This window comes from Pseudonocardia cypriaca (genome assembly GCF_006717045.1).
GTDB lineage: Bacteria > Actinomycetota > Actinomycetes > Mycobacteriales > Pseudonocardiaceae > Pseudonocardia > Pseudonocardia cypriaca.
In genome coordinates this window covers 1,278,950-1,292,978 of the sequence record NZ_VFPH01000002.1, presented here as the reverse complement: position 1 = coordinate 1,292,978, position 14,029 = coordinate 1,278,950, and the positions used below count along the sequence as shown (strand labels likewise).

The following is a 14,029-nucleotide window of genomic DNA, read 5'->3' as shown; positions in this document are numbered from 1 at the left end:
CGTCGAATCGATTCGATACGACGACGGGAGCCGATGTGACGACGACAGGGGCGCTGCCCTCCGCTCAGCTGCTGAGGGCGCGCACGGCCGTGGTCGTCGCCTTCGTCGCCGCGGGTCTCGCGTTCTCGTCGTTCATCGCGCGCACGCCGGCGCTGCGCGACTCGCTCGACCTGTCCACCGCCCAGCTCGGCCTGCTGCTGCTCTGCATGTCGGGAGGCGCGGTCGCCGGGCTGCCGCTGTCCGGCCCGATCGTGCACCGCCTCGGGCCGGGCCGGGCGGTGCTCGCCGGTTCGCTGTCGATGACGCTCGGGCTCGCGCTGCTCGCCGTCGGCATGTTCGTCGGGCTCGTGCCCGTCGCGGCGGTCGGCCTGGTCTTCTCCGGGCTCGGCACCGGGGTGTGGGACGTGGCGATGAACGTCGAGGGCGCCGACGTCGAGCGCAGGCTCGGCCGCTCCCTCATGCCCCGGCTGCACGCGGGGTTCAGCCTGGGCACCGTGGCCGGTGCGGGGATCGGCGCGGCCTGTGCCGCGCTCGGCATCCCGCTGCCCGTGCAGCTGATCGGCATCGTGGTGCTGCTCCCGATCGTCGTCGCCGTGGCCGTGCGGCGGTTCCTGCCGGTACCCGAGGCCACCCCCGAGCAGACCGCGGCCGGGTCGGGCGTGCTCACCGCGTGGCGGGAGCCGCGCACGCTCGTCGTCGGGCTGATGGTGCTCGCCTTCGCGTTCACCGAGGGCTCGGCCAACGACTGGGTCGCCATCGCAATGGTCGACGGCCACGGCACGAGCGAGACGCTCGGCGCCATCGCCTTCGGGTTCTTCGTGGCCGCGATGACGGCCGGCCGGATGATCGGCGGCACGGCACTGGAGCGCTACGGGCGGGTCGCGGTGGTACGGGCCACCGCCGTCATCGCGTTGGCCGGGCTCCTGCTGATGCTGCTCGGTGGGTCCGTCCCGGTCGCGCTCAGCGGGGCCCTGCTCTGGGGGGTCGGGGCCTCGCTGGGCTTCCCCGTCGGCATGAGCGCCGCGGCCGACGACCCGGCCCGCGCGGCCGCCCGCGTGTCGGTGGTCAGCTCGATCGGCTACACCGCCTTCATCGCGGGGCCGCCCCTGATCGGCCTGCTCGGTGAGCACGCCGGCATCCTGCGGGCCCTGTTCGTCGTGCTGGGAGCGCTCCTGTTGGGCCTGCTGGCGGCAGGTGCAGCCCGCCCATTGGCGCCGCGTCCGCCGAACTGACGGCGGGAAAGCCGCTTCCCCTTGACGGGCCGCGGTTCCAGAGGACGATCAGCGCGTGCCCACCCTCTACATCGACGGGACCTGGACGTCCGGGTCCGGTGGCAGCGACGAGGTCGTCAACCCATTCGACGCGAGCGTGATCGAGGCCGTCGACCAGGCGGGCCCCGATGACGTCGAGCGCGCGGTGGCCGCGGCCCGCAGGGCCTTCGACACCGGCCCATGGCCGCGCACCCCCGCCGCCGAGCGGGCCGCGCTGCTGCGCCGGGTCGCGGACCTCCTGGTGCGCGACAAGGAAGAGATCGCCCGCACCGAGACCCTCGACACGGGCAAGACGCTGGTCGAGAGCCGCATCGACGTCGACGACGTCACCGCGGTCTTCCGCTACTACGCCGACCTCGCCGACAAGGACTCGGGCCGGCTCGTCGACACCGGGAAACCGGCCGTCGTGAGCCGGGTCGTGCACGAGCCGGTCGGCGTCTGCGTGCTGATCACGCCGTGGAACTACCCGCTGCTGCAGCTGTCCTGGAAGGTCGCGCCCGCGCTGGCGGCCGGCAACACCATCGTGATCAAGCCGAGCGAGGTCACGCCGCTCACGTCCGTCCTGCTCGTCCGGCTGCTGGAGGAGGCGGGTGCCCCGCAGGGGGTGGTCAACATCCTGCTCGGGGACGGTCGGTCCGTCGGCGCGCCGCTCACCGAGCACCCGGGCGTCGACATGGTCAGCTTCACCGGCGGCCTCGCCACCGGCCAGGCGATCGTGCGGGCGGGCGCATCCACCGTGAAGCGGGTGGCGGTGGAGCTGGGCGGCAAGAACCCCAACATCGTCTTCGCCGACAGCGTCAGGACCGACGGGGACTTCGAGACCGTCGTCGACAACGCCGTCACCGCGGTCTTCCTGCACGCCGGTCAGGTCTGCTCGGCGGGCGCCCGGCTGATCGTGGAGGACGCGCTGCACGATGACCTCGTCGCCGAGATCGGCAGGCGCGCCGAGCGGATCCGGCTCGGCAACGGCCTGGACGAGGGCACCGAGTCCGGGCCGCTCGTCTCGGCGGCCCAGCGCACCAAGATCGAGGACTTCGTCGCATCGGCGCACGACGAGGGCGCCCGGCTGGTCGCGGGCGGGCACCGGCCCGAGGAGCCCGACCTGCAGAAGGGCTTCTTCTACCGGCCGACGGTCTTCGCCGACGTGCACCGGGGGATGCGGGTGATCCGCGAGGAGACGTTCGGCCCGATCCTCACCGTCGAGCGCTTCCGCACCGAGGAGGAAGCGATCGCCCTCGGCAACGACACCGAGTACGGCCTGTCCGGCGGGGTCTGGACCGGTGACGCCGGGCGCGCCGAGCGGGTGGCCCGCGCGTTGCGGCACGGCACGGTGTGGATCAACGATTTCGGCCCGTACGTGCCCGCCGCGGAGTGGGGCGGCATGAAGCGCTCCGGCAACGGGCGCGAGCTCGGCCCCACCGGGCTCGCCGAGTACCAGGAGCACAAGCACATCTGGCACAACACTGAGCCGGCTCCGGCGCGGTGGTTCGTGAGCTGATCGGTCCGACGTGGAGGTGGGCGATGAGTACGACGGAGCACCGCACCGGTGACGACGGGATGGCCGAGTTCGGCTACTCCCAGACGCTCGACCGCAGTATCGGCAAGTTCGCCAGCTTCGCGGCCGGAGTCAGCTACATCTCGATCCTGACCGGCACGTTCCAGCTCTTCTACTTCGGCTTCGGCACCGGTGGCGCGGCCTACTGGTGGTCGTGGCCGCTGGTCTTCGCCGGCCAGTTCATGGTCGCGCTGTCGTTCGCCGAGCTCGCCGGCCGGTACCCGGTGGCTGGATCGGTCTACAACTGGTCCAAGCGCCTCGCCGGCGGGACGACGTCGTGGATGGCCGGCTGGATGATGCTCACGGCGTCGATCGTCACGATCACCGCCGTCGTGCTGGCCTACCAGCTGGTGCTGCCGCAGATCTGGTCCGGTTTCCAGTTCGTCGGTGACGCGGCCGACGCGAACGACGCCGCCGTCAACGCCGCCATCCTCGGCGGGTTGCTGATCGTGTTCACCACCGTGATCAACGCGATCGGCGTCAAGCTGATGTCGCGGATCAACAGCGCAGGTGTGTTCATCGAGCTGATCGCGGCTGTGCTGATCATCGTGCTGCTCGCGTTCAACATCGTGAACCCGCCGTCGGTGCTGTTCGACACCCAGGGCCTGGGCGAAGGCATGCCCGGGGGTTACTTCGGGGTGTTCCTCGTCGCCGCACTCGCCTCGGCCTACGTCATGTACGGGTTCGACACCGCGAGCTCCCTCGGCGAGGAGACCGTCGACCCGCGGCGAACCGCGCCGTCGGCCATCCTGCGCGCCGTCGTCGCGTCGTTCATCATCGGCGGGCTGATCCTGCTCCTGCTGATCCTCGCCGCCCCCGACCTGGGCGACCCGGCGTACGGGGAGAAGTCCGGCGGCGGTCAGCTGATCCTTCTCCAGGTGCTCGGCGGCCCGGTCGGCATCGTGTTCCTCGTCTGCATCGCGATCGCGATCACCGTGTGCGCGCTCGCCGTGCACACCGCCGCGATCCGGCTGATGTTCGCGATGGCCCGCGACAACGCCCTGCCCGCGGGTGCGCAGCTCGCCAAGATCGACCCGGTGCACAAGACGCCGGTCATCCCGTCGATCCTCATCGGGGTTCTCGCCCTGCTGATCCTGATCAGCAACATCGGGACGCCCGAGGTGTTCACCGCGGTCACCAGCGTCGCCATCATCATGATCTACATCGCATACCTGCTGGTCACCGTCCCGATGCTGATGCGGAGGCTGCGTGGCGAGTGGCCGGACGAAGCCGGCCGCGCGACGGGCTACTTCTCGCTCGGCCGCTTCGGGATCGTCGTCAACGTCCTGGCGGTCGTGTGGGGCGTCGCGATGTCGATCAACCTGGCGTGGCCCCGCGAGGAGGTCTACGGCGCCGGGTGGCTGGCGTGGAGCGCGTTCATCTTCATCGGCGTCATCGCCCTCGCAGGGCTGATCTGGTACCTCCTCCGCGGGCGCCACCAGGTCGGCACCCTGCCCGAGCACATGGCCCAGCAGCTCGAGGAAGCGCACGAGGCGGACCCGACGCTGCCGTCGCCCGACGCACGCCCGGACGGGAGCCAGGCGTGAGCGAGCCCGCGGACGACGCTTTCGACTACGTCGTCGTCGGGGGCGGGTCGTCGGGCTGCGCGCTCGCGGCCCGGCTCTCCGAGAACCCCGACGTCACGGTCTGCCTGCTGGAGGCCGGTCCGTCCGATGTGGACGACCCGGCGATCCTGAAGCTCACCGACTGGATGGCCCTGCTCGACTCCGGCTACGACTGGGACTACCTGATCGAGCCGCAGGAGCACGGCAACAGCTTCCTGCGCCACGCCCGGGCGAAGGTGCTCGGCGGCTGCTCGTCCCACAACTCGTGCATCGCGTTCTGGACGCCGCGCGAGGACCTCGACGAGTGGGCCGCCGCCGGCTGCACCGGGTGGAGCGCCGACGATTGCTGGCCGCTCATCAGGAGGCTGGAGAACAACGACGGGCCGTGGGACGGGCACGGCCGCAGCGGCCCGGTCACGATCATGCAGGTGCAGCCGGACGACCCGTGCGGGGGCGCCGTGCTGGAGGCGGCCGCCGCGGTCGGCCTCCCGACCGTCCGGTTCAACGAGGGCGTCACGGTCTGCGAGGGCGCCGGGTTCTTCCAGATCAACCGCGAGGCAGACGGCACGCGGGCGTCGTCCTCCCGCGCCTACCTGCACCCGATCATGGGTAAGCGGCCGAACCTGGAGGTCCGCACCGGTGCGTGGGCCTCGCGGGTGCTGTTCGCGGGGCGCCGCGCCACCGGCGTCGAGTACCAGCAGGACATCGGGCCGGGCAGGCGCACGGTCACCGCCCGCCGGGAGGTCGTGCTCAGCGCAGGCGCGATCGACACCCCGAAGCTGCTGATGCTCTCGGGCATCGGGCCGTCGGAGCACCTGCGGGAGTTCGGGATCGACGTGCTCGTGGACGCGCCGGGTGTCGGGACGAACCTGGACGACCACGTCGAGGGCCTGGTGATGTGGGAGGCCGCGCAGCCGATGGTGACCCGCTCCACCCAGTGGTGGGAGATCGGGCTGTTCACCCGCACCCGCGACGGCCTCGATCGGCCGGACCTGATGATGCACTACGGGTCGGTCCCGTTCGACCTGAACACGGTGCGCTGGGGCTACCCGACCACCGACAACGGGTTCTGCCTCACCCCGAACGTCACCCGCGGACGATCACGGGGCACGGTGCGGCTGCGCACGCGCGACTTCCGCGACCGCCCGCGGGTCGACCCGCGGTACTTCACCGACCCCGACGGCCACGACATGCGGGTGATGCAGACGGGCGTGCGGCTGGCTCGGCGCATCGCCGAGCAGGAGGCGCTCAAGGAGTGGGTGGCCCGCGAGCTCACGCCCGGCCCGGACGCCGTCACCGACGACGAGCTGGCCGACTACATCACGAAGACCCACAACACCGTCTACCACCCGGCCGGCACCGCGAAGATGGGCCCGGTGAGCGACCCGGCCGCCGTCGTGGACCCGCAGCTGCGGGTGCGCGGCGTCGACGGGCTGCGGGTGGCCGACGCGTCGATCATGCCGTTCCTGCCGGCGATCAACCCGAACATCACCTGCTACATGATCGGGGAGAAGGCGAGCGACCTGCTCACCGCCGATACGTGACAACGGGGAGGATTGCCGGCGTGGGCGACATCGCCGGTTTCCTCCACGCTCATCCGCCGTTCGAGGCCCTGGACGCCGACGAGCTCGCCGCGTTGGCGGCCGTCGCCGAGCTGGAGGAGCATCCCGCGGGGGCGACGATCCTCCCCAAGGGCGGCCCGCCGGTCACGCACGTCCGGGTGGTGCACACCGGCGCGGTGGAGATCGTGCTCGACGGGCGGGTGCTCGACCTGCTCGGGCCCGGCGAGCTGTTCGGCCACGCGTCGATGCTGTCCGGGCTGCCGCTCGGGTTCGCCGCCGTTGCGGTGGGAACGACGACCTGCCTGCGGCTTCCCGCGGACGCCGTGCGCCCCGTGCTCGGCATGCCCGCAGGGCTGCGCTACGTCGCCCGGTCGCTGCTGTCGTCGGCGCTTGCCGGCCCGGCCGGAGCCGACGACGGTTCCGCGAGCTCCGCCCAGCGGCCGGTGGGGGAGCTGCTGCGGGCCCCGCTCGTGTTCGCCGCACCCGCGCTGTCGATCCGGGAGACCGCGCAGCGGATGACGGCATCCGGCGCGTCCGCCGTCGTCGTCCCGCTCCGGGACGGGCGGGTCGGCATCCTCACCGACCGCGACCTGCGCCGCGTGATCGCAGAGGGCACGGACACCGCCGCCCCCGTCAGCGCGGCGATGTCGGCGCCGGCCTGGACGGTGGCCGCCGACCGGCTCGGCGGCGAGGTGCTGCTCGACATGCTCGACCGCGGCGTGCGGCACGTGCCGGTGCTCGACGCGACCGGGCAGGTCCTCGGCGTGCTCACCGACGTCGACGTCGTCGCGGCCACCACACGCAGCAGCTTCGGGCTCCGCGCCGCGATCGCCCGCGCCGGCTCCGTGCCTGAGCTGGTGGCGGCGGCCGCCGAGCTCACCCCCACGGTGATCGCGCTGCACGACGCCCGGGTGGCGGCCACCGACATCGCGGGCATCACGTCGGTCGTGGTCGACGCGCTCACCCGGCGGCTCATCGAGCTGGTCGCCCCCGGCCCGCCGCCCCGCCCGCTCACGTGGCTCGCGCTGGGCAGCCTCGCCCGGCGCGAGGCCGTGCCGTCCTCCGACGTCGACAGCGCCCTCGTCTGGGCGGGCGACGGGCAGGGTCGTGCGGACAACGCCGCCGAGTACGCCCACGCGCTGGCGGAGCAGGTCCTGTCCGGGCTCGCGGCGTGCGGGTTCCGGGCGGACGCCAACGGGGCGGTCGCGACCAACAAGCTCTTCGCCCGCTCCTACGACGGTTGGGTCGCAGCGGCCCGCAGCTGGCTCGCCGACCCCACCCAGGAACGCGCGCCGATCCTCGTCTCGCTCGCGGTGGACGCCCGCCCGGTGTGGGGGGTGCGCGCGGCCCCGGCGGTGGCCGACGTCTTCCGCGACGCCCGCCGCCACCCCGACCTGCTGCGCCTGCTCGGTCGCTACGCCCTGGCCCACCGCCCGCCGACCGGTTTCCTGCGGGACTTCGTGGTGGAGCACACCGGGCGGCGCCGGGGGAAGCTCGACCTCAAGCGGGGAGGGCTCGTCCCCATCGTCGACCTCGCCCGCTGGGCGGGCATGGCGGCCGGGGTCACCAGCGCGTCCACTCCGGCCCGGCTGCGGGCCGCCGCGGCCGCGGGCACCCTGGACCCGGGGCCGGCCGCCACGCTCGAGGAGGCCTTCCACCTCGTGCTGCAGCTGCGCCTCGCCCACCAGGTGGAGCAGCTGCGCGCCGGTGAGGAACCCGACGACCTCGTACGGCCCGCGGACCTGAGCCCCGTCACCCGCGTGTCGCTGCGCGAGGCGTTCCGCACCGTCGCGACGGTGCAACGGCGGATCGACCGGGAGCTGCAGCTCGGCGTGCGGTGAGGGCACTAGGGTCGACGCCCGTGAGTACGCCGCCGACCAGCCCATCCGTCGTGCTGCTCACCGTGGCGCACCGGATCGAGACCACGCTCGGCGCCGCCCTCGCCCCGCTCGGCCTGACCGTGAGCCGACTCGGGCTGCTCGGGCACATCTCGGGGGTGCCGGGGGTGTCGTTCAGCGACCTGGCGCGGATGTCGGGGATCAGCGTCCAGAGCGTGCACACCGCGGTGAAGGCGCTCGTCGCCGCCGGGCTCGTGCGGGACGCCACGGCGCGCGCCGGGGCCGCCTCCAGGATCGAGCTCACGGCGGAAGGGGCCCGGCTGCTGCGGGAGGCGATGGCAGCGGTGGAGGCCGTGGACACCGAACTCTTCGGCCCGGCCGCCGACCCCGCGCTTCAGCAGCTCGGCGTGGTGGTGCGGTCGGCCTTCTCCTGACTGGTTTCAGGCGTGCTGAAGGTACTGCTAGCCTTCAATTAGTCTGAAGGTCGGGAGGATCTGTGGAAGGTCTGCTGCTGTCGGTGCACGTGCTCGCGGGCATCGTCTTCGTCGGGGGTTCGGCCGTCGCGGCCAGCCTGTTCCCGCGCTATGCGCCCGTCGCGGCGACGGTGCCGGCCGGTGCGACGCCGCCGGAGGGGGAGCGCAACGAGGCCGTCGCCGTGCTGCTGCACCGCATCACGCGGGTGTACGGCCTGCTCGGCATCGTCGTGCCGATCGTCGGGATCGTGCTCGCGGTGGTCCAGGGGCGCATGGCCGAGGTCTGGATCAACATCGCGATGCTCCTCACCGCGGCCGCAGGCCTGCTGCTGGCGCTGGTGATCTACCCGAGGCAGAAGGCCGCCCTCGCCGAGCCGGACGGTGGCGCCCGGCTGCGCTCGCTCGCCATGTACGCCGGGATCTACAACGTCCTGTGGGCGATCGTCGTCGTGCTGATGATCGTGCGTCCCGGCGCCGGGGAGCACTAGCGCTGCGGTGCCGCGAGCAGCCGCTCGCCGACGAGCTCGTCGGGATCGGTGAGGCCGCCCCGGGCGAACTCCTCTGCGAACGCGGCCTCACCGAGCGCCGCGGTTGCCGTTGCCGCGATCCGGTCGACGTCGCCGCGCTCGGCGGGCGGCAGCGGCGCGCCGACGCTCTCCCGCGCCGCCGCGGCCGCCCCGAGCAGCCGCGCGGCCTGCCGGTGGGCCCCGGCCAGCGCGACGGAGCCGGCGAGCCCCTCCAGCGCTAGTGCCAGCGCGCGCCGATCGCCGCTGCGCCGGGCGATGGCATGCCCCGCGAGGTGGTGTGCCAGCGCGCCCTCGGCGTCGCCGCGCAGCTCGGCGACGAAACCCAGCTCCGCGTGGATCAAGGTGATGGCGATGTCGGCGCCCGATCCCAGGTGCCAGTCGAGCACCTCCCGGAGGTGCTGCTCGGCGGCGTCGAGCTGCCCGGTGCGCCGCTCGCCGAGGGCGAGGCCGGTGAGCGCGTAGATGCGGCCGGGGGCGAAGCCGTGGGCCACCGCCGTGTCGACGGCGCGCCGGTGCAGCCCCTCCGCATCGGCGAACCGCCGTTCCAGCAGGGCCACCCGGCCCAGCCACGACAGCTGGTAGGAGACCTCGGCCCAGAGGCCCAGCTCCTCGGCCATCCGCAGGCCTGCGCGGTGCTGCTCCGCGGCCTCGGCGTACCGGCCGGTGAGCTCGGCGATGGCGCCGAGCGCGAACGAGGCCTGCACCTGCCCCCAGCGGTCGCCCAGTTCGCGGAACAGGGCGGCGGACCGCTCGGCCCGCTCCCGCTCACCGGCGTAGAAGGACTGGCTCACCCGGTCGGCCAGTGCGGCGGCGATGCCCCACCGGTCGCCCAGCGCCTCGAACGTGGCGAGGGCGGCGGACGTGAGCGGAACGGCTCGGGTGTCGCCCACGGTGGTGAGCACGTAACCGAGGAACCACTGGGTGCGTGCCCTCGCCACCGGGTCGGCGATGGCCGACACGTCGAGCGCGGCGTCCTCGGGCGGCTCCCCGTCGAGCACGCGCAGCGCGGTGAGCCAGGCGGCGGCCTGCACGCGGGCGCCCGCCGGTGCCGTGCCGGGCACGGCGAGCGCGGCGCGCAGCGACCGGACCGCCTCGCCGGTGCGCCCGCGCAGGAACCAGTACCAGCACAACGCCTGCACCAGCCGCAACGCCTGCTCGGCACCGTCGGCCTGCTGCACCAGGTGGTCGACGGCGGCGCGCAGGTTGGCCGACTCCGCGTCGAGCCGCTCCAGCCAGCGCTGCTGGTGGGCGCCGCGCAGCTCCGGCTCGGCCCGCTCGGCGAACGCCAGGTAGTGGGCCGCGTGGCGCTGCCGCACGCACTCGAGCTCGCCCGCCTCGACCATGCGCTCCAGCCCGTACGCCGCCACCGTCTCCAGCAGCCGGAACCGCGGGGGCCTGCTGACCACGAGGGACCGGTCGACGAGGCGGGCGAGCAGGTCGAGCACCTCGCCGGGCCGGACGCCCTCACCCGCGCAGATCGCCTCGGCCGCCTCTAGGTCGCAGCCCTCCGCGTGCACGGCGAGGCGCCGCAGCACGATCTGCTCGCCGGGTGTGAGCAGCTCCCAGCTCCAGTCGATCACCGCGCGCAACGTGCGCTGCCGGTCGGGGGCGTCCCGCGGACCGCCCGCGAGCAGCGCGAACCGGTTGTCGAGCCGTGCCAGCAGCTCGTGGACGCCCAGCGCGCGCACCCGGCCGGCGGCGAGCTCCAGCGCGAGCGGAAGGCCGTCCAGCCGCCGGCAGATCGCCGCGACCGCGGGGGCGGTGTCGGCGTCGAGGACGAACCCCGGCGCCGCCGCGGCGGCCCGCGCGGCGAACAGCTGCACGCCGGCGGGCAGTTCCAGCGGCGGGACCTCGTGCAGGACCTCGCCCGTCACCCCGAGCGGCTCCCGGCTCGTGGCGAGGACCCGCAGGCCGGGCACCGTCCGCAGCAGCCTCCCGGCGACGGCGGCAACTGCGTCGACGACCTGCTCGCAGTTGTCGAGCACGAGCAGCAGCCGCGAGCCGGCGAGCGCCTCCGCGATCCGTTCGACGGGATCGCCCGAGTCGCGGAGCCCGAGCGCGGTGGCCACGGCCGTGGCGACCCAGTGCTCGGCCGGGCACGCGTCCTCCGAGCACACCTGCCGGTCGAGCCCGGCGAGCTCGACCAGGCAGGCGTCCGGGTGCTCGCGCGCCACGGCCACCGCGAGGCTCGTCTTGCCGACCCCGCCCGGCCCGGTGAGCGTGACGAGCCGCGCCGCGCTGAGCTGCTCCCGCACCCGGGCGACGGCGTCCTCGCGGCCGACGAGCTCGGTGAGCGGGGCCGTGATCGGCGGGCGGGCGGGCGCGGGCGGGCCCTGCAGCTCGGGGTCCTGCGCGAGGATCGCGTGCTGCAGGGCGGTGATCTCCGAACCCGGTTCGAGGCCGAGCTCGTCGACGAGCGCGGCCCGCAGCTCGGCGTAGGAGGCGAGGGCATCCCCCTGCCGCCCGGCCCGGTAGAGCGCGCGCATGTGCAGGCCGCGCAGCCGTTCGCGCAGCGGGTGGCGGGCGACGAGATCGCCGAGCTCGGCGACGAGCGGGCCCAGCTCCGCACCACCGAGCGCGAGCCGCGCCTCGGCGCGTTCCTCCTCGGCGGCCAGCCGCTCCTCGTCGAGCCGCTGTGCCGCGGCGACGGCGAACGGCTCGTCGCGGACGTCGGCGAGGGCGGGGCCACGCCACAGCTCCAGCGCGTCGGAGAGCAGCGCGACCCGCTCGCCCGGGTCCGCCGCTTCCCGGGCCTGCGCCGTGAGCGCGCGGAACCGGTGGACGTCGAGTGCGCCCGGCTCGAGCCGGATCAGGTATCCCGGCGGCTGGCGGACCACGAGCTGGCCCCCGCCCGCCCGTTCGAGCGTGCGCCGCAGCTGCGAGACCTTGGTCTGCAATGTGTTGAGCGGGTTGCCCGGCTCCTGCGGGCCCCACAGGTGCTCGACGAGCCGCTCGACGGCCACCGGCCGCCCCTCGTGGACGAGGAGGTCGGCCAGCAGCAGGCGGACCTTCCGCTCCGGCACCCGTACCGGGCTGCCGTCGTCGGCCCACACGGCCACCGGCCCGAGCACCCCGAATCGCACAGGGGCCACGGTAACTGCGGCGTGCGCCTTCCGTGCGTGGACCGTGCGCACCGGCGCCGACGCTTGGTCCATGACAGACGACAAGGCCGTGACCGTGCTCGGTCTCGGCGCGATGGGATCGGCGCTCGCCGGGGCGTTCCTCGCCGCGGGCCGCCCGGTGACGGTGTGGAACCGCACCCCCGGCAAGGCGGGGGAGCTGGTGGCCCGGGGGGCCACCGAGGTCGCGACGGCGGAGGAGGCCGTGCGGGCGAGCGGGCTGGTGGTGGCGTGCCTGTGGGACCACCGGTCCGTGCACCAGACCCTCGACCCCGTGACCGGTGCCCTGGCCGGCCGCGTGGTCGTGAACCTGACGAACGGCACCCCCGGCCAGGGCCGCGAGCTGGGCGGTTGGGCGGGGGAACACGGGTTCGCGCTGCTCGACGGCGGGATCATGGCCGTGCCGCCGATGATCGGTGGGCCAGGGGCGTTCGTGCTCTACAGCGGCCCCGAGGAGGTGTTCACCGCCCATCGGGACGCGCTGGACGCCCTCGGCGAGAGCCGGTACGTCGGCAGCGACCACGGGATGGCGGCGCTCTACGACATCGCGCTGCTCAGCGCCATGTACGGCGCGAGCATGGGGGAGCTGCACGCGTTCGCGATGGTCCGCTCGGCAGGTGTGCGGGCCGCCGAGTTCGCGCCGCTGCTGCAGCGGTGGATGGCCATGGTCGGCGGGTTCCACGAGCGGACCGCCGAGCTGGTCGACTCGCGCGACTACACCCGCGACGTCGTCTCGAACCTCGGCATGCAGGCCGCGGCCTACCACAACCTGATCGACGCGGCGCACGAGCAGGGCGTGAGCCCTGAGCTGCTCGCGCCGCTCTACCCGCTGATGCTGCGCCGCACCGCCGAGGGCCACGGCCACGAGGACAACGCCGGCCTCATCGAACTCCTCTTCACGAGACGGAGCACCACGTGAGCATCACGATGATCGGTCTGGGCCCGATGGGCCGGGCCATGGTGCGGGCGTACCTCGCCGCCGGCCACCCCGTCACGGTCTGGAACCGCACCGCGAGCCGCGCCGACGAGCTCGTCGAGGCGGGTGCGACCCGGGCCGCGACCCCGGCCGAGGCGGTGGCCGCGAGCCCGCTCGTGCTGCTCAGCCTCACCCACTACGGAGCCATGTACGAGATCCTCGGCCACGTCGGCGACGCGCTGGCCGGCAAGGTGATCGTCAACCTGAGCTCGGACACGCCGCAGGCCTCCCGGGACGCCGCGGTCTGGCTCGCGGAGCGCGGGGCCGAGCTGCTGGTCGGCGGGATCATGGTCCCGGCCGAGGTGGTGGGCACGGACGGGGCGTACGTGTTCTACAGCGGACCGCGGTCGGCCTTCGAGGCCCACGAGCCCACGTTGCGGGTGATCGGGCGGGCCGACCACCGCGGGAGCGACCCGGCCCTCGCCCAGCTGTTCTACCAGGCCCTCGTGCACGTCTTCGTCACCACGCTGGCCGCGTTCGTGCAGGGTGCGGCGCTGCTCGGCACGGCGGGCGTGACGGCGCGGGAGTACGCGCCGCTCGCTGACGAGCTGGTCCAGCTGGCGCGGTCGTCGTTCGCCGAGGCGGCGGGCAACATCGACGCGGGTGACCACCCGGACGAGGGCGCGTCCGCCCAGATGATGGCGGTGGGCGTCGACCACATCGCAGGCGCCGTCGCGGCCGCCGGTCAGGACGTGGCCCTTCCGGCGGCCGTGAAGTCCCTCTACGACCGCATGATCGCGGCCGGCTACGGCAAGGACTCCTGGACCCGGATGATCGACGTGATCAGGACGCGACCGGCTTGAGCGGGTCGTGCCCCAGCGACATCAGCCGGTGCCGCCATCCGGACTGCCCGGCCGTCGGCTCCAGGTCGTCGCGGCGCTGGGCGTGCACGCGGTCCACCACACGCCGCATCACGTCCGTGTCGTGCGGGGTCAGGTCCTGGCGGCGCTTGCCCAGGATGGCGAGCACCTGCTGCCCGGTCGGGGTTCCGGCCTGGTCGGGCAGCTCCTCACCCTCCTCACCGGCGTCCCGGGTGCGCAGCCACTCGGAGAGCTCGCGCGAGGTCATGTTGACCACCCGGTGGAACTCGTCCCACAGCTCGTCGTCGACATCGGCCATGCCACCCGCCTACCCGCGATCCGG

Annotated in this window: 11 protein-coding genes; 9 read left to right on the top strand and 2 right to left on the bottom strand. The window is 73.8% G+C overall.

The features are described from left to right. Positions 1-35: 35 nt before the first annotated feature. From FB388_RS23740 to FB388_RS23710, 7 genes are all read left to right on the top strand, one after another. Positions 36-1,232: an MFS transporter gene (locus FB388_RS23740; protein WP_142104398.1), complete on the top strand. Its 1,197-nt coding sequence runs from the start codon at positions 36-38 to the stop codon at positions 1,230-1,232. A gap of 55 nt (positions 1,233-1,287) precedes the next feature. Further along, positions 1,288-2,769 carry an aldehyde dehydrogenase family protein gene (locus FB388_RS23735; protein WP_142104397.1) on the top strand — a complete coding sequence of 494 codons (1,482 nt, stop codon included), beginning with the start codon at positions 1,288-1,290 and terminating at the stop codon, positions 2,767-2,769. A 23-nt stretch (positions 2,770-2,792) separates the two neighbouring features. Next, positions 2,793-4,373, top strand: coding sequence for an APC family permease (locus FB388_RS23730; protein ID WP_142104396.1), 1,581 nt, complete (start codon positions 2,793-2,795; stop codon positions 4,371-4,373). Continuing rightward, positions 4,370-5,935, top strand: coding sequence for a GMC family oxidoreductase (locus tag FB388_RS23725; RefSeq protein WP_142104395.1), 1,566 nt, complete (start codon positions 4,370-4,372; stop codon positions 5,933-5,935). The genes FB388_RS23730 and FB388_RS23725 overlap by 4 nt, the downstream gene beginning before the upstream one ends. Before the next feature lie 20 nt (positions 5,936-5,955). Next, the gene (locus tag FB388_RS23720) at positions 5,956-7,794 is read left to right on the top strand and encodes a putative nucleotidyltransferase substrate binding domain-containing protein (RefSeq protein WP_170225804.1); all 1,839 of its coding nucleotides are present in this window, start codon (positions 5,956-5,958) and stop codon (positions 7,792-7,794) included. 20 nt (positions 7,795-7,814) lie between these two features. Then, positions 7,815-8,225, top strand: a complete 411-nt coding sequence (locus FB388_RS23715; RefSeq protein WP_142104393.1) for a MarR family winged helix-turn-helix transcriptional regulator — start codon at positions 7,815-7,817, stop codon at positions 8,223-8,225. 62 nt (positions 8,226-8,287) lie between these two features. Next, positions 8,288-8,752: a hypothetical protein gene (locus FB388_RS23710; protein WP_142104392.1), complete on the top strand. Its 465-nt coding sequence runs from the start codon at positions 8,288-8,290 to the stop codon at positions 8,750-8,752. On the opposite strand, the gene FB388_RS23705 is transcribed toward FB388_RS23710, so the two are convergent. Next, on the bottom strand, positions 8,749-11,874 hold the full coding sequence (locus FB388_RS23705; RefSeq protein WP_142104391.1) for an AfsR/SARP family transcriptional regulator: 3,126 nt from the start codon (positions 11,872-11,874) through the stop codon (positions 8,749-8,751). The two genes, FB388_RS23710 and FB388_RS23705, sit on opposite strands and share 4 nt — an antisense overlap. 70 nt (positions 11,875-11,944) lie before the next feature. Here FB388_RS23705 and FB388_RS23700 point away from each other — a divergent pair, with 70 nt between their 5' ends. Both FB388_RS23700 and FB388_RS23695 read left to right on the top strand, forming a co-directional pair. Next, the gene (locus tag FB388_RS23700; protein ID WP_142104390.1) at positions 11,945-12,829 is read left to right on the top strand and encodes an NAD(P)-dependent oxidoreductase; all 885 of its coding nucleotides are present in this window, start codon (positions 11,945-11,947) and stop codon (positions 12,827-12,829) included. Positions 12,830-12,837: 8 nt separating this feature from the next. After that, entirely contained in the window at positions 12,838-13,689 is an 852-nt protein-coding gene (locus FB388_RS23695; protein ID WP_142106236.1) for an NAD(P)-dependent oxidoreductase, read from the top strand. On the opposite strand, the gene FB388_RS23690 is transcribed toward FB388_RS23695, so the two are convergent. After that, positions 13,670-14,005, bottom strand: coding sequence for a DUF3140 domain-containing protein (locus FB388_RS23690; RefSeq protein WP_142104389.1), 336 nt, complete (start codon positions 14,003-14,005; stop codon positions 13,670-13,672). The two genes, FB388_RS23695 and FB388_RS23690, sit on opposite strands and share 20 nt — an antisense overlap. Between the last annotated feature and the right edge of the window lie 24 nt (positions 14,006-14,029).

Coding starts and splice junctions, on each gene's coding strand:
- FB388_RS23690 (WP_142104389.1), bottom strand. CDS start 14,005: ATGGCCGATGTCGACGACGAGCTGTGGGACGAGTTCCACCGGGTGGTC.
- FB388_RS23700 (WP_142104390.1), top strand. CDS start 11,945: ATGACAGACGACAAGGCCGTGACCGTGCTCGGTCTCGGCGCGATGGGA.
- FB388_RS23695 (WP_142106236.1), top strand. CDS start 12,838: ATGATCGGTCTGGGCCCGATGGGCCGGGCCATGGTGCGGGCGTACCTC.
- FB388_RS23730 (WP_142104396.1), top strand. CDS start 2,793: ATGAGTACGACGGAGCACCGCACCGGTGACGACGGGATGGCCGAGTTC.